This is a genomic window from Aeromonas sp. 75A (genome assembly GCF_051919425.1).
Lineage (GTDB): Bacteria > Pseudomonadota > Gammaproteobacteria > Enterobacterales > Aeromonadaceae > Aeromonas > Aeromonas veronii.
The window spans coordinates 4,339,367-4,359,626 of the sequence record NZ_JBQBES010000002.1 but is presented as its reverse complement, the minus strand read 5'-3'; the positions used below and the strand labels follow the sequence as shown (position 1 = coordinate 4,359,626).

General features: G+C 57.2%; 22 protein-coding genes. 5 read left to right on the top strand and 17 right to left on the bottom strand.

The genetic code is table 11. The features are described from left to right. The first annotated feature begins 37 nt into the window (after window positions 1-37). The 4 genes from ACTG2T_RS20200 to rsmF all read left to right on the top strand — a co-directional run bounded on the left by ACTG2T_RS20200 (window position 38) and on the right by rsmF (window position 5,433). Window positions 38-664: a paraquat-inducible protein A gene (locus tag ACTG2T_RS20200; protein ID WP_330124221.1), complete on the top strand. Its 627-nt coding sequence runs from the start codon at window positions 38-40 to the stop codon at window positions 662-664. Next, entirely contained in the window at window positions 648-1,250 is a 603-nt protein-coding gene (locus tag ACTG2T_RS20195; protein ID WP_005333132.1) for a paraquat-inducible protein A, read from the top strand. The genes ACTG2T_RS20200 and ACTG2T_RS20195 overlap by 17 nt, the downstream gene beginning before the upstream one ends. 55 nt (window positions 1,251-1,305) lie before the next feature. Continuing rightward, window positions 1,306-3,858, top strand: coding sequence for an MlaD family protein (locus ACTG2T_RS20190; protein WP_330124220.1), 2,553 nt, complete (start codon window positions 1,306-1,308; stop codon window positions 3,856-3,858). 144 nt (window positions 3,859-4,002) lie between these two features. Further along, complete coding sequence (gene rsmF, locus ACTG2T_RS20185) at window positions 4,003-5,433, top strand: 16S rRNA (cytosine(1407)-C(5))-methyltransferase RsmF (RefSeq protein ID WP_330124219.1); 1,431 nt, start codon at window positions 4,003-4,005, stop codon at window positions 5,431-5,433. Window positions 5,434-5,659: 226 nt separating this feature from the next. Here rsmF and ACTG2T_RS20180 read toward each other — a convergent pair whose 3' ends face one another. The 15 genes from ACTG2T_RS20180 to yceD all read right to left on the bottom strand — a co-directional run bounded on the left by ACTG2T_RS20180 (window position 5,660) and on the right by yceD (window position 17,840). After that, window positions 5,660-5,944 (bottom strand): RepB family protein, encoded by a 285-nt coding sequence (locus tag ACTG2T_RS20180; RefSeq protein WP_100653771.1) that lies wholly within the window; start codon window positions 5,942-5,944, stop codon window positions 5,660-5,662. A 161-nt stretch (window positions 5,945-6,105) separates the two neighbouring features. After that, window positions 6,106-7,047 (bottom strand): site-specific integrase, encoded by a 942-nt coding sequence (locus ACTG2T_RS20175; protein ID WP_330124218.1) that lies wholly within the window; start codon window positions 7,045-7,047, stop codon window positions 6,106-6,108. A 370-nt stretch (window positions 7,048-7,417) separates the two neighbouring features. After that, window positions 7,418-8,197 (bottom strand): TatD family hydrolase, encoded by a 780-nt coding sequence (locus ACTG2T_RS20170; RefSeq protein WP_201956806.1) that lies wholly within the window; start codon window positions 8,195-8,197, stop codon window positions 7,418-7,420. Window positions 8,198-8,222: 25 nt separating this feature from the next. Further along, complete coding sequence (gene holB / locus ACTG2T_RS20165) at window positions 8,223-9,170, bottom strand: DNA polymerase III subunit delta' (RefSeq protein WP_042011462.1); 948 nt, start codon at window positions 9,168-9,170, stop codon at window positions 8,223-8,225. After that, entirely contained in the window at window positions 9,155-9,796 is a 642-nt protein-coding gene (gene tmk, locus ACTG2T_RS20160; RefSeq protein WP_139429135.1) for a dTMP kinase, read from the bottom strand. The genes holB and tmk overlap by 16 nt, the downstream gene beginning before the upstream one ends. Then, window positions 9,796-10,797: an endolytic transglycosylase MltG gene (mltG, locus tag ACTG2T_RS20155; RefSeq protein WP_330124217.1), complete on the bottom strand. Its 1,002-nt coding sequence runs from the start codon at window positions 10,795-10,797 to the stop codon at window positions 9,796-9,798. The genes tmk and mltG overlap by 1 nt, the downstream gene beginning before the upstream one ends. Continuing rightward, complete coding sequence (pabC, locus tag ACTG2T_RS20150) at window positions 10,787-11,593, bottom strand: aminodeoxychorismate lyase (RefSeq protein WP_330124216.1); 807 nt, start codon at window positions 11,591-11,593, stop codon at window positions 10,787-10,789. Before pabC ends, mltG begins: the two co-directional genes overlap by 11 nt. A gap of 68 nt (window positions 11,594-11,661) precedes the next feature. Further along, the gene (fabF, locus tag ACTG2T_RS20145) at window positions 11,662-12,903 is read right to left on the bottom strand and encodes a beta-ketoacyl-ACP synthase II (RefSeq protein ID WP_330124215.1); all 1,242 of its coding nucleotides are present in this window, start codon (window positions 12,901-12,903) and stop codon (window positions 11,662-11,664) included. Between the two features lie 82 nt (window positions 12,904-12,985). Next, on the bottom strand, window positions 12,986-13,222 hold the full coding sequence (gene acpP, locus ACTG2T_RS20140) for an acyl carrier protein (protein ID WP_005300909.1): 237 nt from the start codon (window positions 13,220-13,222) through the stop codon (window positions 12,986-12,988). A 158-nt stretch (window positions 13,223-13,380) separates the two neighbouring features. Beyond that, complete coding sequence (fabG, locus tag ACTG2T_RS20135) at window positions 13,381-14,115, bottom strand: 3-oxoacyl-ACP reductase FabG (protein ID WP_005351850.1); 735 nt, start codon at window positions 14,113-14,115, stop codon at window positions 13,381-13,383. A gap of 13 nt (window positions 14,116-14,128) precedes the next feature. Further along, window positions 14,129-15,064, bottom strand: a complete 936-nt coding sequence (fabD, locus tag ACTG2T_RS20130) for an ACP S-malonyltransferase (RefSeq protein ID WP_111901117.1) — start codon at window positions 15,062-15,064, stop codon at window positions 14,129-14,131. A gap of 71 nt (window positions 15,065-15,135) precedes the next feature. Beyond that, window positions 15,136-16,095 carry a beta-ketoacyl-ACP synthase III gene (locus ACTG2T_RS20125; RefSeq protein WP_040065495.1) on the bottom strand — a complete coding sequence of 320 codons (960 nt, stop codon included), beginning with the start codon at window positions 16,093-16,095 and terminating at the stop codon, window positions 15,136-15,138. Window positions 16,096-16,102: 7 nt separating this feature from the next. Next, window positions 16,103-17,122 carry a phosphate acyltransferase PlsX gene (gene plsX / locus ACTG2T_RS20120; RefSeq protein ID WP_005351844.1) on the bottom strand — a complete coding sequence of 340 codons (1,020 nt, stop codon included), beginning with the start codon at window positions 17,120-17,122 and terminating at the stop codon, window positions 16,103-16,105. A gap of 9 nt (window positions 17,123-17,131) precedes the next feature. After that, complete coding sequence (gene rpmF / locus ACTG2T_RS20115) at window positions 17,132-17,299, bottom strand: 50S ribosomal protein L32 (protein ID WP_005300935.1); 168 nt, start codon at window positions 17,297-17,299, stop codon at window positions 17,132-17,134. A 19-nt stretch (window positions 17,300-17,318) separates the two neighbouring features. Beyond that, window positions 17,319-17,840 carry a 23S rRNA accumulation protein YceD gene (gene yceD / locus ACTG2T_RS20110; protein ID WP_013723766.1) on the bottom strand — a complete coding sequence of 174 codons (522 nt, stop codon included), beginning with the start codon at window positions 17,838-17,840 and terminating at the stop codon, window positions 17,319-17,321. 118 nt (window positions 17,841-17,958) lie between these two features. Between yceD and ACTG2T_RS20105 the strand changes: the two genes are divergently transcribed. Further along, on the top strand, window positions 17,959-18,540 hold the full coding sequence (locus ACTG2T_RS20105; protein ID WP_330124214.1) for a Maf family protein: 582 nt from the start codon (window positions 17,959-17,961) through the stop codon (window positions 18,538-18,540). Window positions 18,541-18,641: 101 nt separating this feature from the next. On the opposite strand, the gene ACTG2T_RS20100 is transcribed toward ACTG2T_RS20105, so the two are convergent. Both ACTG2T_RS20100 and rluC read right to left on the bottom strand, forming a co-directional pair. After that, entirely contained in the window at window positions 18,642-19,304 is a 663-nt protein-coding gene (locus ACTG2T_RS20100; protein WP_330124213.1) for an HAD-IA family hydrolase, read from the bottom strand. Further along, the gene (gene rluC, locus ACTG2T_RS20095) at window positions 19,304-20,248 is read right to left on the bottom strand and encodes a 23S rRNA pseudouridine(955/2504/2580) synthase RluC (RefSeq protein ID WP_005351815.1); all 945 of its coding nucleotides are present in this window, start codon (window positions 20,246-20,248) and stop codon (window positions 19,304-19,306) included. Before rluC ends, ACTG2T_RS20100 begins: the two co-directional genes overlap by 1 nt. Window positions 20,249-20,260: the final 12 nt, after the last annotated feature.

Here is a 20,260-nt window from a genome sequence, read left to right as displayed (position 1 = left end):
GGTAAATTTCACCAATTGCTTCAACAGGTTGAATTGTATGATGGAGCCCGGTTCCGTGATTGTCTGTCCGGCGTGCGACTTGCTGATCCAGCGCAAAGCACTGCCGCTGCGTCGCCATGCCCACTGCCCGCGTTGTCACCAACATCTCTATGGCCGTTATGCCTTTCGTCCCTCCCAGTTGATGGCCCTGACCATCACCGGATTTCTGCTGCTGCCCTCCGCCTTTTTTGAACCGCTGATCTATCTGCGCCTGGCTGGGGTCAATACCGACGCCGACCTGCTGCGCGGTATTCTGGTGCTGTTTGGCGAGGGCGAATGGTGGGTGGCCAGCCTGGTGCTCTGGTGCGCCGTGTTGGCGCCAGTGGGATTATTGGCGGGGATCTTTGTGCTGGCTTCGGGTCTGGCCAAACGTTGGCACATTCTTCCCGTCACTTTGAAGCTGGTCGAGGTGTTTCGCCACTGGGCCATGCTGGAGGTCTATATCGTCAGCCTGCTGGTTGCCCTGTTCAAACTGATCGACATCGCCGATGTGCGCCTCGGTGGCGGCTTGCTCAGCCTCGGTATTTTGATGCTGCTCAACATGACCCTGCTGATCCTGTTTGACCCCGCCCCCTACTGGGCGCGGATCCCGTTAAAGGAGCCGGAACATGACCAGTGCCCGTGAGATGGGGCTCTGCCGCTGCCATACCTGCGGTCTGCTGGTGCGCTATCAAGCCGGGGCAGTCTGCCCCCGTTGCAGCAGCAAATTGCAGGTGCGCATTCCCCGCTCCCTCGCCTGGTCGTGGGGCTTGCTGGCGCTCGCCACCTTCATGTTGTTGCCTGCCAATCTGTTGCCCATTACCCATTTCTACAACAAGGGGTTACTGCAGTCAGATACCATCTTCAGCGGTATCATGATGCTCTATCGCAGCAAAATGAGCGGGATTGCCACCATAGTTCTCACCGCCAGCATACTGGTGCCAGTGGGAAAAATATTGGGGCTGGGCTGGATCTGCTGGCAGTTGCAGCGGGCCAAACCGGTGCGGCGCAAGCGCCAACTGGTGATGTATCGGGTGATCGATTTTATCGGTCGCTGGTCGATGCTGGACTTGTTCGTGATTTCGCTGATGGTGGCACTGGTCGATCGGGGTGTGCTGCTGAGTGTCCGCGCAGGCCCCGGAGCCACCGCCTTTGCCGGTGTGGTAGTGCTGACCATGATGTCGGCCCGCATGCTCGATACCCGTTTACTGTGGGACAAGGCGGCCCGTTAATGATTTCTCTGTTTTTGTCTGATGCGCTGTTTAATCCAGCCAATAAGGAGTCACTATGATCGGGGCTGAACCCGTCATCGAAAAGCGCCGCTGGTTATCGCCGGTCTGGCTGTTACCCCTGATAGCCCTGCTGCTGGCAGGTGGCTTTCTCTATCAGCAGGTATTGAGCCGTGGCCAGCTTATCCAGATCAACTTCGCCCAGGGCAACGGCATCTTGCCGGGTAAAACCCAGGTTCGTTATCAGGGGGTGGCCATCGGCGTGGTGCAAGAGCTGGAGCTGGCTGAAGATGGCCGCAAGATTGCGGTGATGGCCAAGATTGACAGCCGTGCCAGACCGCTTATCCGCAAGGGATCCGACTTCTGGCTGGTGAGCCCCAAGGCGTCGCTCACCGAGATCTCCGGCCTCGATACCCTGGTCTCCGGCAACTACATCAACCTGCAACCGGGGCGTGAAAGCAATCCGCTGGAGGAGACCTTCGATGCACTGGAGGGCCCTCCTCCCGGCTATCAGGCTCAGGGGCGCATGCTGCACCTGACCGCCGATTCGCTGGGTTCGGTTGGGATTGGCGCCAAGCTCTATTTCCGCGGTATCGAGGTGGGCAGCGTCATCAATACCCGTCTGGGTCAGGACAACCAGAACGTCATTCTGGATCTGGTGATCGAGCCACGTTTCGAACATCTGGTCAAAGCCGATACCCGCTTCTGGAATATCAGCGGTATCAAGGGCTCCTTCAGTCTGGCCGGGGTGAGCGTGGAGGCTGGCAGCCTCACCTCCATCCTGAGCGGCGGCATTGCCTTTGACTCGCCCAAAGATTCACCGAAACCTGAGAAGGGACAGACTTTCGTCCTTTATAAAGGGCTGGCGGAAGCAGCGCGCGGCGAGCGTATCGACATTGCGGCTGGCGATCTTCCGGTCAAGGAGGGGATGCCCATCCTCTATGAGGGGATCGAGATCGGTCGTATCGACCCCATTCGGCTTACCGATAAAGGCCGGATGGTCACAGCGCTGATCAACCCGGAGCAGGCTTATCGCATTACCGACAAGAGTCAACTGGTGTGGGAGAGCGTCTCCCTCTCCGCGATCGGCGTGCAGCATGCGGATCGCCTGCTCTCCGGCCCTGCCATTCGTCTCGACTATGTGGTGGGCAAACCGGCACAGAAGATGACCCTGACCGATCGCGCCCCCCAGAGCGGCACCAAAGTGACGCTGCAGGCCGACGATCTGGCTGGACTGAATCAGGATGCGCCGGTCTGGTACAAGGGATTACAGGTAGGCCGCATCAGCCAGCTGACCCTGGATACGCGTGGCAATGCAAGCATCGAGCTGGTGATGGCGCCAAATTATGGCCATCTGCTCAATCGTGCTCGCTTCTATCGCGCCGCCCCGTTGCAGATTGATGCCGATCTGAGTGGCATCAAAGTAGAAACCAGTCCGGCCAGTGCTTGGCTGGGGGGCGGGATCAAGCTGGTACAAGCCAGCAGTGGCGAGCGGATTAACCGTCTCTACCCGAGTCAGGAGCTGGCACTACTCGGCACCCGTGATGCCAAGCCCCAGCGCTGGTTGCTCAAAGCAGATCAGGCCGATGGCATTGGCATTGGCTCGCCTGTGCTCTATCTGGGGCTGGAAGCGGGCAAGGTCAAACAGCTACGCGCCGCCAAAGAGGGGGTCGAGATCGAACTCGAGATTGATGGGGTCTATGCTCCCCTCCTCGCCCAGCAACCCCAGTTCTGGAAAAAACCGGCCATCGACACCAAGGTGCGGGTCGATGGGGTGCAGGTCAAGGTGGGCAACCTCGGTACCTTGCTGCGCGGTGCCATCGAGTTCGATCGGCTGGCCAATGGCCGCAGCAGTCATCAACTGTTCGATTCCAGGGAGCAAGCCAAGGCCAAGGTGCGCCAGCTGTCACTGGTGGCAGAGAGCAATCCGGGGCTCGGGATTGGCAGCCCGATCCGCTATCGCGGTGTCGATATCGGCAAAATTGAAGAGATCGAGTTGGAGCCGTCACTGGGTCAGGTGATCTTCAAGGCGGAACTCGATGGCCACTATGCCGAGCGTTTCCTGCAGTCCGGCGCCCGCTTTACTCTGGTGCAAGCCAAGCTGGGATTAGGCGGCGTTGCGCACCTCGATACCCTGATCAAGGGGGCATTTGTAGAGGCACAACCGGGTAAAGGCGCTGGCAAAGATCGCTTCCCCTTGAGTCAGGTCGGCCCTTTGGGTCTGGCACTGACCCTCAAGAGCCCCTCCGTCAATGGCCTGAGCGTCGGCAGCCCGCTGCTGTTTCGCAAGATGGTGGTGGGCAGTGTCACCAGGGTGGCGCTGGCTCGGGATGGTAGCGAGGTGGTGATCGACGTTAACGTCGATCAGGAGTATGCCCATCTGGTGCGGGCCAACTCCCGTTTCTGGAATGTCTCCGGGGTCAAGGCGGATATCGGCCTGACCGGGGGTACCATAGAAGTCGAGACAGTACAGAGCCTGCTGGCCGGCGGCATTGCTTTCAATACGCCGGAGAAAGAGATGGGTCCAACCGTCAAGGCAGGACACAGCTATCCCCTCTACGGCAAGGCCGAGAAAGAGTGGCTGGAGTGGAGTCCGCGTATCCAGCCCTGATCTCTTCCCTTTGTATCTCATCAAAGCCCGGCACTGTGCCGGGCTTTTTTATATTCCGGTGCTTGTTGATAGGGTTCAGATTCAGAATATTCTTAGCCTTGTGGTAGGATATCGCCCCTCTTTTTCGGTCAACGAGACGGCACAGTGCACGACAACACCTTCCTTCCCGATTACTTTTTACGCCACATTGCGGCCATCATGCCGGCCCATCTCTCGATGGAAGACTTTGTGGCCAGTTGTCGACGTCCGCTGCGCCGCAGCATTCGGGTCAACACCTTGAAGATAGCCGTCTCGGATTTCGTCGCCCTGATGGAGCCACTGGGTTGGCAGCTCGACCCTGTGCCCTGGTGTGATACCGGCTTCTGGCTGACCCGCAGCGATGAAACTGTCCCCCTTGGCAACACCGCCGAGCACTTGAGCGGGCTCTTCTACATTCAGGAAGCGAGCTCCATGCTGCCGGTGACGGCACTCTTTGCCAGCGACAAGATCAAAGCGGATGGCATGTTGCTGGATGCGGCGGCGGCCCCCGGCTCCAAGACCACCCAGATCGCGGCTCTGATGAACAATCAGGGAATGCTTGTTGCCAACGAGTTTTCCAGCAGCCGGTTGAAAGTGCTCAGCGCCAATATCCAGCGCTGCGGCGTGACCAATGTGGGGATGACCCATTTTGATGCCAAGGTATTTGGCCAGTGGTTGCCGGAGACCTTCGACGCCATCCTGCTCGATGCCCCCTGCTCCGGTGAAGGTACGGTGCGCAAGGATGAAGATGCACTGCGCAACTGGAGTATCGAGAGCATCGACGAGATCGCGGCGGTGCAGCAGGGGCTGCTGGAGAGTGCCTTCCATGCCTTGAAACCGGGTGGCGTACTGGTCTACTCCACCTGTACCTTGAGTGAACAGGAGAATCAGGCGGTCTGCCAATCCCTGCTGGACAAGTTTGGCGATGCCTTGAGTTTTGACTCGCTGGCAGACCTGTTCCCCCATGCAGAGCAGGCCTGTACATACGAAGGATACCTGCACGTTTGGCCCCAGATCTTCGATAGTGAAGGCTTTTTCGTCGCCAGATTGCGCAAGCATCACTCGGTGCCCAACACCATGTTCAAGCCTGGCAAGCTGGGTAAATTCCCTTTTGCGCCGCTTCCTGCCAAAGAGGCGGAACCCATGTTGCGCGAGATCGAAGCCAACTTCGGGGTGGCACCGCAGGGTCAACTGTTTGGCCGCAATGACGAGATCTGGCTCTTCCCCCAGCTGTTTGATGAGGTGCAGGGCAAGCTGCGCTTCGATCGCATCGGCATCAAGTTGGCCGAGACCTTCAAGAAAGGTTATCGCCTCACTCATGAGTGGGCACTGGCCTATGGCGATAAAGCGAGCAAGGGCGTGGTTGAGCTTGATAGCGCCAATGCGCGGGAATTCATGATGGGGCGGGACGTCTGGCCAGAACAGGATGCGGGCACTGGCGAGGTGATCGTCCGCTATCAGGGACATACCCTGGGGATGGGGAAATGGGTGGGTAGTCGGGTCAAGAATGCCCTCCCCCGCGAGCTGGTGCGTGACAACAATCTGTTCAATGCGTAGTGGGCCGTTCGGTGCATAAGCACTTGAACGAGTCTGAAATACCCACACTCTGGTTGAACTTTTCTTCGGATCTTGAAAAGCCTTGAGCCTTGTCTAAGCTTAAGGCAATCCGAACACCAGTTAGCGCACGGCTCTGCAAGGAGCCAATTCCCCTATGCCAGGTACAAGGAATTCGTACCTGGCTTTTTTTATCTCTTCACGTATCGCTGTTACTTCACTCTTGTGTCTATTCAACGGTCTCTTCGACCTGTGTGGCGACTCTGTTTTCAAACGGAGGTTCTCTACCCAGCTCATGTTGGTAGAGCAGATCGATCGCCTGCTCGATGAGTGATGCCTGACTGTCTTCGAGATGAAGACCCAGTGCGGCCAATCGTTCGGCGTGGCGATTGCTGATCCAGCATTGCAGCCGGGTATGGGTCTCCTGCTTGCGTTTTACATGTTGGCGCTGCCGCTCGGCATTGTTTTGGGGCACCGCCTCTTGCTCTTCACGCACTGTCATTTCTTGGCTCATATGTCCTTGCGATGTTCCATTTCCGGATTTGTTATCTCTCATCACATGCCATTATCCATAGGAAGATGGCCCTTCCCCTTTGGGCTGCAGGCTGCACGGCAAATATATCATCAGATCAACAAGATATCATTTAACATAAAAAATGAAGTGACGCAGTTGTGTCAAAGCAAGCCATCAAGGGCATGATCGGAGAATTTGTGGGCGTCATCGAAGTACTCCTGCAGGGTTCGCATATCCTTGTGGCGAGTGACTTCAATGATCTTGTTCATCGGCTTTCCGGCAGTCACCGCCGAGGTGATGAACCCGCGACGCAGGCTGTGGCCACTGACGTAGAGATCGTCAATGGTTTGGCCGGTTCGGCGCTTGATCATCAGATTGATGCCCTGAGGGCCGAGCGGTTCGGCCATCAGTTGACCCCAACGATTCATGCGCCGAAATAGTGGCCCCTCGCTGATCCGGCTTTTGTGTAGCCACTTTTGTAGTGCCGAGACGGGGCAGTAATGCTTGCCCGGGATCAGGGCGATCTCGGTTTCATGCAGCTGATGTTTGCTCGGTTTGAGGCGAAGGCGGATCCCCTGCCCCACAAAATCGAGATCGCTCACCTCAATTCGGGCTGCTTCCGAGCGGCGCAAGGCGCCACTGAACATCAAGAGCAGCAGGGTGTGATCACGCAAACCAGCCAGATCACCGGTGTCGATGCCATCCAGCACCTGGGTCAATGGTTGCAGCGTCAGGGCGCCGGTTTTGTGTTTACGGTTATCCCCCAACCTGACAATGCCGCGCATCATCTCCTTGATTTCGGGATGTTCGGTGGGCATGGGATGAATGCCTTTCTGCTTGAAGGCATAACGGATCCCGGCAAGCCGTCTCACCAGGGTTGCCGGTTTTCGAGGCTCGCCATCACGCAGCTCTCCCTTCCCCTCCTCTTTATCCAGCCATATCCAGTCGGCCAATACGCCGTCGGCCTGATCAGCGAGAAAATTCATGATGTCGTGATGGGTGGTTTGCAGTGGATCCAGCCCGTGCAATTGACACCAGAAGACAAAAATACGGGTATCCGCCTGATAGGCATTGAGTGTGGAATCCGCTTTTGCACTGCGCAAAAAGCGGCGTGCCCGACTATTTAGCTGTGCATCAAAAACAGTCTGCAGTGACTGATGAGCTGGATTGGACAAGGATGGATATGCCACGGAACTCTATGATTCATATGAAGTTTGAGAGGATCTTACAGGATCCTCCCCATACATCAAGTATCGATAATGAATATTATCGATACTTATAGCCTGATGCTTAATACCCTTCGACCACAGTGAAAAAACGAAACATCGGAATATCATTCACCCAGTTTTGTATGGATGAACGAGTTGAATTGACTGGGTAGGTGAGAGATAACGTTGTGCTAGGTTGATTTTCAGGTGGGTAATCAGCTTGGTATTTGAAATATAAAAAGCCCCGAGCAACGGGGCTTGGGGATTATTTTTTCGCCAGCTTGAAGAGTTCAAAGAAATTCCGGCTGGTGGCTTCTGCCAATTCGTTAAGCGGAATATGGCGCAGATCAGCAATAAACTGGGCAACATCTCGCACAAAGGCGGGTTCGTTCTCCCTCCCCCGATGCGGCACGGGTGCAAGATAGGGCGAGTCGGTTTCGACCAGCAATCTGTCGAGGGGCAGAGCCTTGACCACCTCTTGCAATGCAGACGCATTTTTGAAGGTGGCGATCCCGGAGATGGAGATATAGAACCCCATCGCCATCGCAGCTTGCGCCATTTCGAGGGATTCGGTGAAGCAGTGCAGCACACCGCCAACCTGATCAGCGCCCTCTTCGCGCATGATCTGCAAGGTATCTTGCTGGGCATCGCGGGTATGGATGATCAGCGGCTTGTTCAACGCGCGCGCAACCCGGATATGTTCGCGGAAAGAGGCTTGCTGAACGTCCTTGTTCTCGGGCGAGTAAAAGTAATCGAGACCGGTCTCACCGATGGCCACCACCCGTGGATCGGCAGCTTGCTTGAGCAGCAACTCGGCATCGACACCGGGTTCCTGATTGAGCGGGTGTACCCCGCAGGAGGCAAATACCTGGGGATAGGGAGCGATCGCCTCGAGCATGGTCGGGAACTGTGCCTGAGTCACACTGACACAGAGAAAATATCCCACGTCCAGTTTCGCGGCCTTTGCCAGTACATCAGCCAAGCTGGTCTGCTTGCTGCCATAGCTGAGGCGATCAAGATGACAGTGGGAATCAACGAGTAACATATAAAACCTTTCTGCTTGTTGGTACTTATAACCAGCGACTGAGCCAGTTCATCAGATGGATGGTGGGATTGGAGAGCTGACCCGGCTGGCATGCCGCTTTCAGGGCAACCAGATCTTGTTCTGCCTCCAGCAGTTTTTCGCTGGAGTGCTGCTCCGCCAAACGTTGACTCAAGATGGCCAGATCAGGCATTGCCAGCTGATGGTGACCACATCCGGCCTGGGTTTTCAGGGCATCGCACAAGAAGAGCTGCAACCAGTGCAACCTGACCTGCGTCTCCTGACCAAGCTGGCTGCACAGTGCCGTCGCCTTGACCGGACTTTGACTCAGGGCGACAAACTGTTCCAGCAATTCGCGGCGAGTACCGTCCTGTTGCTGCTCGATATAGTCGAGTACCCGCAGCGGGGCCCCCTGACAGATCCGCACCTGAGCCAGAGTGGCCTGATGACCCTGCTCGGCCAACCAGCGCACTGTCTCCCCTTCCGCAGGCAACTGACAGACATGTTTGTGACAGCGACTGAGAATGGTGGGAAGCAACCGGGAAACCTGGGAAGCGATCAGCAACAGCAAGCTGTCGCCGGCCGGCTCTTCCAGGGTTTTCAACAGGGCGTTGGCCGCCGATTCGGTCATTCGCTCCGCATCAGGAATGATCACCACCTTGCCACGGCCGAGCTGGGCAGAGCCCTGTAGCCGGGTGCAGATCTCGCGAATGGCCTCGACCCCGATGGTCTTGCTGTCGCGAGTTATGGTGCCGAGATCCGGGTGGTTGCCCTTGTCAAACAGCTGGCAAGAGTGGCAGTGGCCGCACGGCTCTCCGCGATCCGGTTGCTGGCAAAGGTGCAAACGTGCCAGCCGCTCGGCCAGTTGCTCCTTGCCAAGACCGGGATCGCCCAGCAACAACCAAGCGTGGCCGAGACGACCGGACTGGGCCGTCTGGCTCAGGGCATGCCAGTCGGGGATCAGCCAGGGATACATAGCGGCTCGTTCGACAGATAGTGCTCCAATGCACGCTCGATGGCAGCTTTGACCTGTTCCGGCGTTTGCGCCGCATCGATCACCACAATGGAATCATCCTTGGCGGCCAGTTCGAGATAACGAGTTCGGGTACGCTCGAAGAAGCTCAGTTGCTCCAGTTCGATGCGATCCAGCTCGCCGCGATGGCGAGCACGCTGCAAGCCAAGGGCGGGATCGATATCGAGATAGAGGGTGAGATCCGGCTTGAAGTTGCCGAGCACCGCCTGCTTGATGGCTCCGATAAGCTGGGCATCGATACCACGGCCGCCACCCTGATAGGCCTGGGAGGAGAGATCGTGGCGATCCCCCACCACCCAGACACCGTCGGCCAGCGCGGGTTTGATGCGGGTCTCCACCAGTTGTACCCGCGAGGCATACATCAGCAGCAATTCCGCCTCGATGGTGAGGCGCTCGTCGTGCACCTCTTTGACGATAGCCCGCATCCGCTCGGCCAGTGGCGTACCACCCGGCTCGCGGGTGCACTCGATCCGGTTGATGCCGTGGCGCTGCAGATAGTCGGTCACATAACGAACGGCCGAGCTCTTCCCTGCCCCTTCCAATCCTTCGATCACAATAAATTTAGACATTAGGGTTTCTTCAATATGTACTCACGAACCGCCCGATTGTGTTCATCGAGGGTCTTGGAGAAATAGTGAGCACCGCTCCCCTTGGCGACAAAGTAGAGATAGTCGGTCGATTTGGGGTTGAGCGCTGCTTCGATGGAGGCCTTGCCCGGCATGGCGATGGGCGTGGGCGGCAGACCGTCGATCACATAAGTGTTGTAGGGATTCTTGTCGGTCAGATCACTGCGGCGAATGTTGCCGTCGTAGCGATCCTTCACCCCGTAAATGACGGTGGGATCAGTCTGCAACTTCATGCCCAAACGCAGACGGTTGACGAATACGGAGGCGATCTGCGCCCGCTCGTCCGGCTGACCGGTCTCTTTCTCGATAATGGAGGCCATGATCAACGCCTCATAGGGCGTTTTGTAAGGCAGGTTAGCCTGACGTTTTTCCCAGCTCTGCTGCAGGAAGGTCTCCATATCCTGATGGGCGCGGCGCAAGATCGAGAGATCGCTGGCATGGGTGGTATAGGCGTAGGTTTCCGGCAAGAACCACCCCTCCAGCTTGCCATTCTCAATGCCGAGCTCCTGCGCCAAGTCGGCTTCGGATTGCTCAACGGTCAATCGCTCAAGGTATGGGGCGCTGGAGAGCTGCTTCTGCCAATCCTCGAAACGGGAACCTTCGACGAAGGTGAGGCTGAAGTGAAACTCCTTGCCCGATGCGAACAGAGAAAGGGTCTCCTTGAGAGGGGCCCCTTCCTTGATTTCGTAGGTGCCCGATTTGATGGCCACCAGTTCGGGGTGGCTGCGCAGCCAGAGCCGCACCGCCCAAGGGCTGGTTTCCCCCTCCCCCAGTTCGGCGATGAGGCGCGCCGCATGGGCGCCCTTCTCCACCGTAAAGAGCCGGGTCGGCCCCTTGTTGGTGAGCGTCTCTACCTGTTGCAATTTGTAATGTACATAGCCCCCGGCAGCGGCTACCGTCAGTGCCGCCCCCGCGAGCAGGGTGTAAAGCCGATTAAACTTCAATGACCAAACGCTCCTGTAAACGGCGACTCAATACCGCTGGGGGATAGTGAATATCCTCTATGCCATTGACCGGCACGATCCCCATCAGGGTATTGGTGAGCCACACCTCTTCCGCCTGCCATAGTGACTCCAGCGGAGCCTCTACCACACGCAACTCAATACTCATCTGTTTCAACATCGCCATCACCTGGCGGCGCATGATGCCATCGACACCACCGCGGGCGAGATCGGGCGTAAACACCGTCTTGCCCCGACGCCAAAACAGATTGGCACTGACCCCTTCAATGAGAACACCGCGACTGTTAAGCACTATCCCTTCGACTGCATTCCGGCTGACAAGTTCGCTTTTTAGCAATACCTGCTCCAGACGATTCAAGGTTTTAAGCCCGGCAAGCATAGGTGCATCGCCAATCCGCTGGCGGCACACCACCATCTCGATCCCCACCTGTTGCCACTGGCCATAGTGAGTGGGAAATGGCGCCAGAGTGACAATCCGGGTTGTGTGTTGACATCCGCTGCCATCATAGCCCCGCCCCCCCTCGCCGCGGGTCAGGATCACCTTGGCCACGCATTGTGACTGGTCGACCACCATCTCTTCAACCTCCCGGGTCAAGAGATCCCAGTCAGGCTCAACCAATCCCAGCCGGTTGTTAGCCAGCTGCAGCCGTGCCAGATGGGCAGGCCACTGCAACACGCGGCCCTCCCTGACCGCCATGGTGGTGAAATGACCGTCACCATAGGCCAGCCCCCGATCATGGGCCGAGATCGTATCAAGCTTCATGCCATTGATAAGCAAAGGGATCCCTCCGATAAAAAAGGCCCGATACCGGCAGTATCGGGCCTGTGTCTTTGCCCTGCGGCAAATTATACGCGTTTGAAGATCAGTGAGCCATTGGTGCCGCCAAAACCAAACGAGTTGGAAAGGGCGTACTCGAAGCTGCCTGGCTTGGCCACATGAGGCACCAGATCCAGATCGCACTCATCATCCGGGTTGTCCAGGTTGATGGTGGGCGGTGCAATCTGATCGCGCAGGGCCAGCACAGTGATGATCGCCTCGATGGCGCCAGCTGCACCCAGCAGGTGACCAGTCATCGACTTGGTGGAGCTGACCATCAGGGATTTGGCGTGCTCACCAAACACCGACTTCATGCCACGCAGTTCAGCCACATCACCCAGCGGGGTGGAGGTGCCGTGCGCGTTGATGTAACCAATCTGCTCGGGGGCAATGCCGGCATCCTTGATGGCATTTTTCATGGCGCGAGCACCACCGTTGCCATCTGCAGGAGGCGCAGTCATGTGGTACGCGTCACCGCTCATACCAAAACCGACCAGCTCGGCGTAGATCTTGGCGCCACGGGCCTTGGCGTGTTCGTACTCTTCCAGCACCAGTACCCCGGCACCGTCACCCAGCACGAAACCGTCGCGATCCTTATCCCACGGACGGCTCGCTTTTTGCGGCTCGTCGTTGCGGTTGGAGAGTGCCTTGGCGGCAGCAAAACCACCCATCCCCATCGCGGTGGAGGCTTTCTCGGCACCGCCGGCGACCATCACGTCGGCATCACCGTAAGCGATCATCCGGCCAGCAATGCCGATGGCATGGGTACCAGTGGTACAGGCGGTCGTCACGGCGATGTTCGGCCCTTGCAGACCTTTCATGATGGAAAGATGACCGGACACCATATTGATGATGGTGGACGGAACGAAGAAGGGACTGATCTTGCGCGGGCCGCCGTTGACCAAACTTTCGTGGTTCTGTTCAATCAGACCCAGACCGCCGATACCGGAGCCAATCGCCACGCCGACACGCTCGGCATTCTCTTCATTGATGGTCAGGCCGGAATCATCCAGCGCCTGCATACCGGCCGCGATGCCGTATTGAATGAAGAGATCCATCTTGCGAGCGTCTTTACGGTTGATACCGTACTGCTCGGGATCGAAATCCTTGACCAGACCTGCGAAGCGGGTTGCAAACTCGCTGGCATCAAAGTGTTCGATAAGAGAAATGCCGCTCTGCCCGTTGAGCAGTGCTTGCCAGCTGGATTCGGCAGTGTTACCCACCGGGGAAAGCATCCCCAAGCCGGTCACCACGACTCTGCGTTTTGACACTGAGGTAGTCTCCGAGAGGTGTTTTGAAAAGGAACAAATACAAAAGAAGCGGCCCTTGGGCCGCTTCTTTCAGAACAGGAACTTATTCCTGATTAGCGGTGATGTAGTCGATAGCCGCTTGAACAGTGGTGATCTTCTCGGCTTCTTCATCAGGAATTTCGGTATCGAATTCTTCTTCCAGCGCCATTACCAGTTCAACGGTATCCAAAGAGTCAGCGCCCAGGTCGTCGACGAAGGAGGCAGCGTTCTTAACGTCTTCCTCTTTAACACCCAGTTGTTCGATGATGATTTTCTTTACGCGTTCTTCGATGTTGCTCATGACCTGAATTTTCCTTTAAAAATACGCTATTTGCGTCTGGTTGGGGTAGTTTATTCAATTGACGTGAGTTTGCAAGTAGCTTGCCGCTGGTCAAACCACGAAATGTGCCAAACTTCGGCGTACTATCGCAAATTTGAACAGATCTCACGACAAATTGATTACACCATGTACATCCCGCCATTAACATGCAGGGTTTCGCCGGTGATATAGGCTGCTTCATCAGAAGCCAAGAATACCACAGCTGCGGCAATTTCTTTTGGATCACCCAAACGGGCGGCAGGCACCTGACTCATGATGCCGGCACGTTGATCGTCATTCAGGGCACGGGTCATGTCGGTTTCGATGAAACCGGGGGCAACCGCGTTCACTGTGATACCACGGGATGCCACTTCCCGCGCCAACGATTTGGTAAAACCAACCAGACCGGCCTTGGCGGCAGCATAGTTGACCTGACCGGCATTGCCCATGGTTCCCACCACGGAGCCAATGCTGATGATGCGACCGTGACGTTTCTTCATCATGGCACGCAACACCGGTTTGCTCAGACGGTAAAGCGAGGTCAGATTGGTATCGATGATCTCGTTCCACTCGTCATCTTTCATCCGCATCAACAGGTTGTCACGGGTGATCCCCGCGTTGTTGATCAGGATGTCGATGTCGCCAAAGCGCGCCTTGATGGCGGCGAAGACGGCTTCGATGGATTCCTGGCTGGTCACGTTCAGTGCCATGCCGCAACCATTGTCGCCCAGATAGGCGCTGATCGCCTCGGCACCGCTCTCGCTGGTCGCCGTACCGACCACTTTCGCGCCACGGGCCACGAATGTTTCGGCAATCGCACGGCCGATGCCACGACTGGCACCGGTCACCAACACAACCTTATCGGTAAAGCTCATCTCTTGCTCCTGTTTACTTGATCTGGGCCAGCGCCTGCTCGAAAGAGGCTGCATCGTTGGCGTGAATACCTTCCACGCGCTTGTCGATGCGCTTGGCGAGCCCGGTCAACACTTTGCCCGGTCCCATCTCGATCTCGAGGGTAACCCCCTCATTGGCCATCCGCTCGACAGTCTCGGTCCAACGAACCGGGCTGAACAGCTGACGTACCAGCGCTTGCTTGATGGCGGCCGGATCCTGTTCACAGGATACGTCGACATTATTGATGACCGCGATAGTTGGAACCTTGATCTCGATCCCGTCCAGCGCAGCTGCCAGTTTTTCTGCGGCAGGTTTCATCAGCGCGCAGTGAGACGGCACGGAGACCGGCAGCGGCAGCGCACGCTTGGCGCCCGACTCTTTCATCAGCACGTTGGCGCGCTCAACGGCCTCTTTGTGACCGGCGATAACCACCTGGCCCGGGGAGTTGAAGTTGACCGGAGAGACCACCTGCCCCTCTGCCGCTTTTTCGCAGTTGGCGGCGATGGATTCGTTATCCAGACCGATGATGGCCGCCATGGCGCCGGTGCCTTCCGGTACCGCTTCCTGCATGGCCAGACCACGCAGCTCGACCAGTTTGACCGCATCGGCAAAATCGAGTGCGCCGCTGCAAACCAGCGCGGAGTACTCACCCAGGCTGTGACCCGCCATCATGGCAGGCGTTGCCCCACCCTGCTGTTGCCACAGGCGCCACAGGGCGACAGAGGCTGTCAGCAGCGCAGGCTGGGTGCGCCAAGTTTTGTTCAGATCTTCAACCGGACCATTCATCACCAGGGCAAACAGGTCATAACCCAGCACCTGACTCGCCTCGGCGAAGGTCTCCTTGATCACGGCATGTTGTTCGGCCAGCTCGGCCAGCATGCCAACGGACTGGGAACCTTGTCCCGGGAAGGCAATGGCAAATTGGGTCATCATTGATTCCTTTTAGATAAGACAAAAATGAAATCGGTGACGGGATGATGGGCGCACCATCCCGCCGAAGATCAGAGGCGAACCAGCGCCGAGCCCCAGGCAAAACCGCCGCCAAAGGCTTCCAGCAGTACCAGCTGACCCGGTTTGATCCGGCCATCCCGCACCCCTTCATCGAAGGCGACAGGGACGGACGCAGCAGAAGTGTTGCCGTGCTTGTCGAGGGTCAGTACCACTTTATCGAGGCTCATACCCAGCTTCTTGGCGGTGGCACTGATGATGCGGAAGTTGGCTTGATGCGGCACCAGCCAGTCCAGCTCGCTCGGTTCGATGCCAGCAGCGGCCAACGTCTCGGTTACGATCTCGCTCAAACGGGTGACCGCGACCTTGAAGACATCGTTGCCCTTCATATACATGTAGGCTTCGAGCTCGGCACCCGGCATGCCGCGACGGGGATGAGGCAGCTTGAGCAGCTCGCCATAACGGCCATCGGCATGAAGATGGGTAGAGAGGATACCCGGCGTCTCGCTGGCACCGACAATCACAGCCCCTGCCCCGTCACCAAACAGGATGATGGTGCCGCGATCTTGTGGATCGCACATGCGGGAGAGTACATCGGCCCCGACGACCAGCACATGGCGGGCAGCGCCGGATTTGACGAACTGATCGGCAATGGAGAGTGCGTAGGTGAAACCGGCGCAGGCTGCAGCCACGTCAAAGGCAGGAATGCCCGGAACACCGAGTAGCCCCTGCAGCTCGCAGGCGGCAGCCGGGAAGGCATTTTCAGCACTGGTGGTGGCCAGCACTATCATATCGAGATCGGCAGCGGTCAGACCGGCTGCATCCAGGGCGCGCAGGGCGGCCTGGTAAGAGAGGGTGGCAACGGTTTCGTCAGCCCCGGCAATACGGCGCTCACGGATACCGGTGCGTTCCACGATCCACTCATCACTGGTCTCAACCATCTGCTCGAGATCGGCGTTGGTACGCACTGAACTCGGCAGGTAGCTGCCAGTACCCAGAATTTTGCTATGCATAGAGTTCTTATAGATCCCTGTCAGAGAAGACAGCTTCAAGGCGATCTGCTATTTGCAGTGGAAGTTGATGTTTGGCCTCTTGTGCGGCCAGCAGGATCGCATTACACAGAGCGCGCCGTTCGGCCCGCCCATGACTTTTTACCACAATGCCGCGCAATCCTAACAGACTTGCCCCGTTATACTGGTCGGGGTTCAGGTAAGAAAAACGCCGTTTGAACATAAATCCGGCGATCCGGCCAAGAAAAGTGCGTTTCTTGCGGGGATATCCGGCCAGCTGGGCCATCATCCGCACCACCCCTTCTGCTGTCTTGAGGGCGACATTGCCGACAAAACCGTCGCAGACGATCACGTCGCTGTCGCCGCTGAAGATGCGATCCCCTTCGACGAACCCGACATAATTGAGCGCGTGGCACTGACGCAACAATTCGGCACTGTGGCGTACCAGATCATTGCCCTTGATCTCCTCCTCGCCGATGTTGAGCAAGGCAACACGGGGGGATGCAATCCCTTCGACCTTTTCGGCTACGACGGAGCCCATCACGGCAAACTGCAGCAAGGTATCCGCATCGCAACTGACGTTGGCGCCGAGATCCAGCATCACGGTGCGCTTGCCGCTCAATGTGGGCAGCGCCTTGATAAGGGCAGGTCTGTCTACCCCGGGCAGGGATTTGAGCACGCACTTGGCCATCGCCATCAACGCACCGGTATTGCCGGCACTGACGCAGGCATCGGCCTCACCGGCTTTCACCAGATTGAGTACCACCCGCATGGAGGAGTCTTTCAGAGTACGCAGCGCCACGATCGGTTTATCGCCCATGCCAACCACCTGGGATGCATGTACGAAACGGACTCGGGGATGATTCAGCAAACCATGTTGCTGCAGCAGAGAGGAGGTCTGGTGCTGGTCGCCGACCAGGATCAGTTTTAGCTGGGGTAAAAGAGACAGTGCCTGCACGGCGGCAGGCACTGTTTCCGAGGGGCCAATATCTCCCCCCATGATGTCTAGCGCGACAGTTTGCGTAGACAAAGGCAATCCTTAAGCGATTACCTTTTTACCGCGGTAGAAACCATCGGCAGTCACGTGGTGACGACGATGAATTTCGCCACTGGTCTGATCAACAGTCAGGGCAGCGGTGGTCAGCGCATCGTGGGAACGACGCATGCCACGCTTGGCACGGGTTTTACGGTTCTGTTGTACGGCCATTGTAGGCTAACTCCTAAATTCACTTACGTTTAAGCTCTTCAAGAACTGCAAAGGGATTCGGCCGCTCATCAGCAGGTTCGATTTCACCCCAGGTCATCTCCATGTTTCCTCTCGGGCATGCATCCAAAGAATGCATTGCGACTTGAGGCAACGAGAGGATGAGTTCATCCTCCAGGATTTGATGAAGATCTATCTCGCCGTTTTCGTCCAACTCAATGGGCTCATAAGCTTCCGGCAGTTCTTCCTCGTTTGTTCTTTCGAACAGCGGAGTGTAGATAAATTCAGCTTCACAGAGGTGTTCGAATGTCTCTCCGCAACGTTGGCAAACCAGGTCAACCTTGGCATGGGCAGTGCCTTTCATAACGGTCAACTTCTGGACATCTTTGCCAAAGTGCAGTGATACATCGATATCACTCTGCAAGCCAGCGGTTGATTCCTCCAGCCTGGGCATCTGCGACTTTTCCACTATCCCGATGTAATCGAGTAGCTTCAAGGCACTACGGACTGGATCAACCTTAACGGGCAACTTCACCTTTTGCATAGGGCGCGAATAATATAGGTCCAACAACTGATAGTCAAAGGAAAAAGTCCTTACCGCCGATGATTTTAACGTCACAAGTCCCTAGAATGCCGGTACTTGCTTTCATCGGTACCTGATTATGCCACAGAATCTGATCCTCGCCTCAACTTCTCGCTATCGCAAAGCCCTGCTGGAGAAGCTCGGCCTCCCCTTTGAATGTGCCGCGCCCGATGTGGATGAACGCCCGCTGGCTGGCGAATCCGCCGAGGCGCTGGTGGCAAGACTGGCTCGTGCCAAGGCTGATGCTGTCGCCCAACATCGTGATCACGGCTTGATCATCGGATCTGATCAGGTGTGTGTCTGCAATAATCACATCCTCGGCAAACCGGGCACCATCGACAATGCCATCGCCCAGCTGATGGCGGCTCAAGGTCGCAGCGTCACCTTTTACACCGGGCTGTGCGTGGTGAATGCCGCAACCGGTGAGGCTCATCAACTGGTGGAGCCTTTCACCGTCCATTTTCGCAACCTCGATGAAGCCGCCATTCGCCGTTATGTAGAGGCAGAATTGCCCCTAGATTGTGCGGGCAGCTTCAAATGTGAAGGGATGGGGATCGTTCTGTTCAAGGGGCTGGAGGGGCGCGATCCTAACGCCTTGATCGGTCTGCCGCTGATCGGCCTGATCGAGCTGCTGGAGCGCCACGGTATTGCCCTGCCCTGATTGCGGACGAATAGATAAGCTAGAACGAGAATATAAAAAGCCCGGTCAATAGACCGGGCTTCTGTTATCAATCAGATCGATGTCTCTTAAAAGAGAGGCGTCTATAACAGCCCGCGAAGAGCCACCATGGAATCCACCACCGCCACAGGCCCGTGACGACTGAGGACATCGCGGCTATCTACACCCCAAGTAACGCCAATGCGCGGCATGGCGATCGCCTCGGCCATCGCCATATCGTGAACAGAGTCGCCGATCATTACCGCCTGCCGGGGTGACAGCCCCAGCTCGTCCAGGATCTGCTCAAGCATCAGCGGATCAGGCTTGGAGCGAGCCTCATCGGCCCCGCGACTGGTTACAAACAACGGGCGCAGTCCGGTCTCATCCAATACCCGATCCAGCCCGCGGCGTGATTTGCCGGTCGCGACGGCCAGTTGCAGCCCTCGTGACCGCCAATCATGCAGCAACTCCCCTGCCCCGGAAAACAACGGGCTGGGGGTCGCATCGTGCAGATAGTGATGACGATAGCGATCGATGAGTGCGGCAATCTGGCGCTCATCAAAGGCACTGCCACTACCACTACTTAAAGGGAACAGACGGGACATGGCGACATCAAGGCTCAATCCGATGATCTGCCGGATCTGGGTTGGTGCAGGAACCGCCAGCTCACAATCTCTGGCGGCCCCCTGCACACAGGCCACAATCCTGCCCACCGAATCCATGAGGGTACCGTCCCAATCGAAAATGGCGAGCCGGATATCCTGCATCAGCGTGGCAAGCCGTTGAGGAAGTTGTCGAGTTCAGGTGCCAGCGGCGCTTCTACCTGCATCTCGCGACCATCGGCCGGATGGGTGAAGCTGAGCTTCCAGGCATGCAAAAAGAGCCGTTTTAGCCCTTGGCTGCGCATTTTCTCGTCAAACGCCGCTTCACCGTACTTATCGTCACAGGCGATCGGGTGACCGGCATGCAGGGTGTGCACGCGGATCTGGTGGGTACGGCCAGTAATGGGGCTGCACTCGACCAGAGTCGCTTCGGCAAATTGACGCACGATACGGAACCGGGTTTCGGAGGGCTTGCCATCGGCACTGACCCGCACCACCCGTTCTCCAGACTGCAGGTCGTTTTTGCGCAGCGGCGCATTGACCACCTTGACGTGAGCCTGCCATTTGCCACGCACCAGCGCCAGATACTGCTTGCGCATGGTCTTGACCCGCAACTGCTCATGCAGGCTGCGCAGGGCGCTGCGTTTCTTGGCAACCAGCAATACACCAGAGGTGTCGCGATCCAGTCGATGAACCAGTTCGAGAAAACGGGCTTCCGGCCGCAGGGCTCGCAGCCCCTCGATAACGCCAAAGCTCAGGCCGCTGCCACCGTGTACTGCCATGCCGGAGGGCTTGTTCAGCACGATCATGGCATCGTCTTCGAACAGGATCTGGCTCTCCAGACGCTGGATAACCCCGAGGTTGGCTGAAGGCAGCTCATTTTTCTCTGCAACGCGCACGGGGGGAACCCGCACCTCGTCACCTGCGCAGAGTTTGTACTCCGGTTTGATGCGCTTTTTGTTTACCCGCACTTCGCCTTTGCGAAGGATGCGATAGATCAGGCTCTTGGGGACGCCCTTTAGCTGAGTCTTGAGAAAATTGTCGATGCGCTGCCCGTCATGCTCAGCTTCGATGGTGAGCAGCTGCACTTGTTGTTGTATCTGTGTCATGGCGCGGATTTT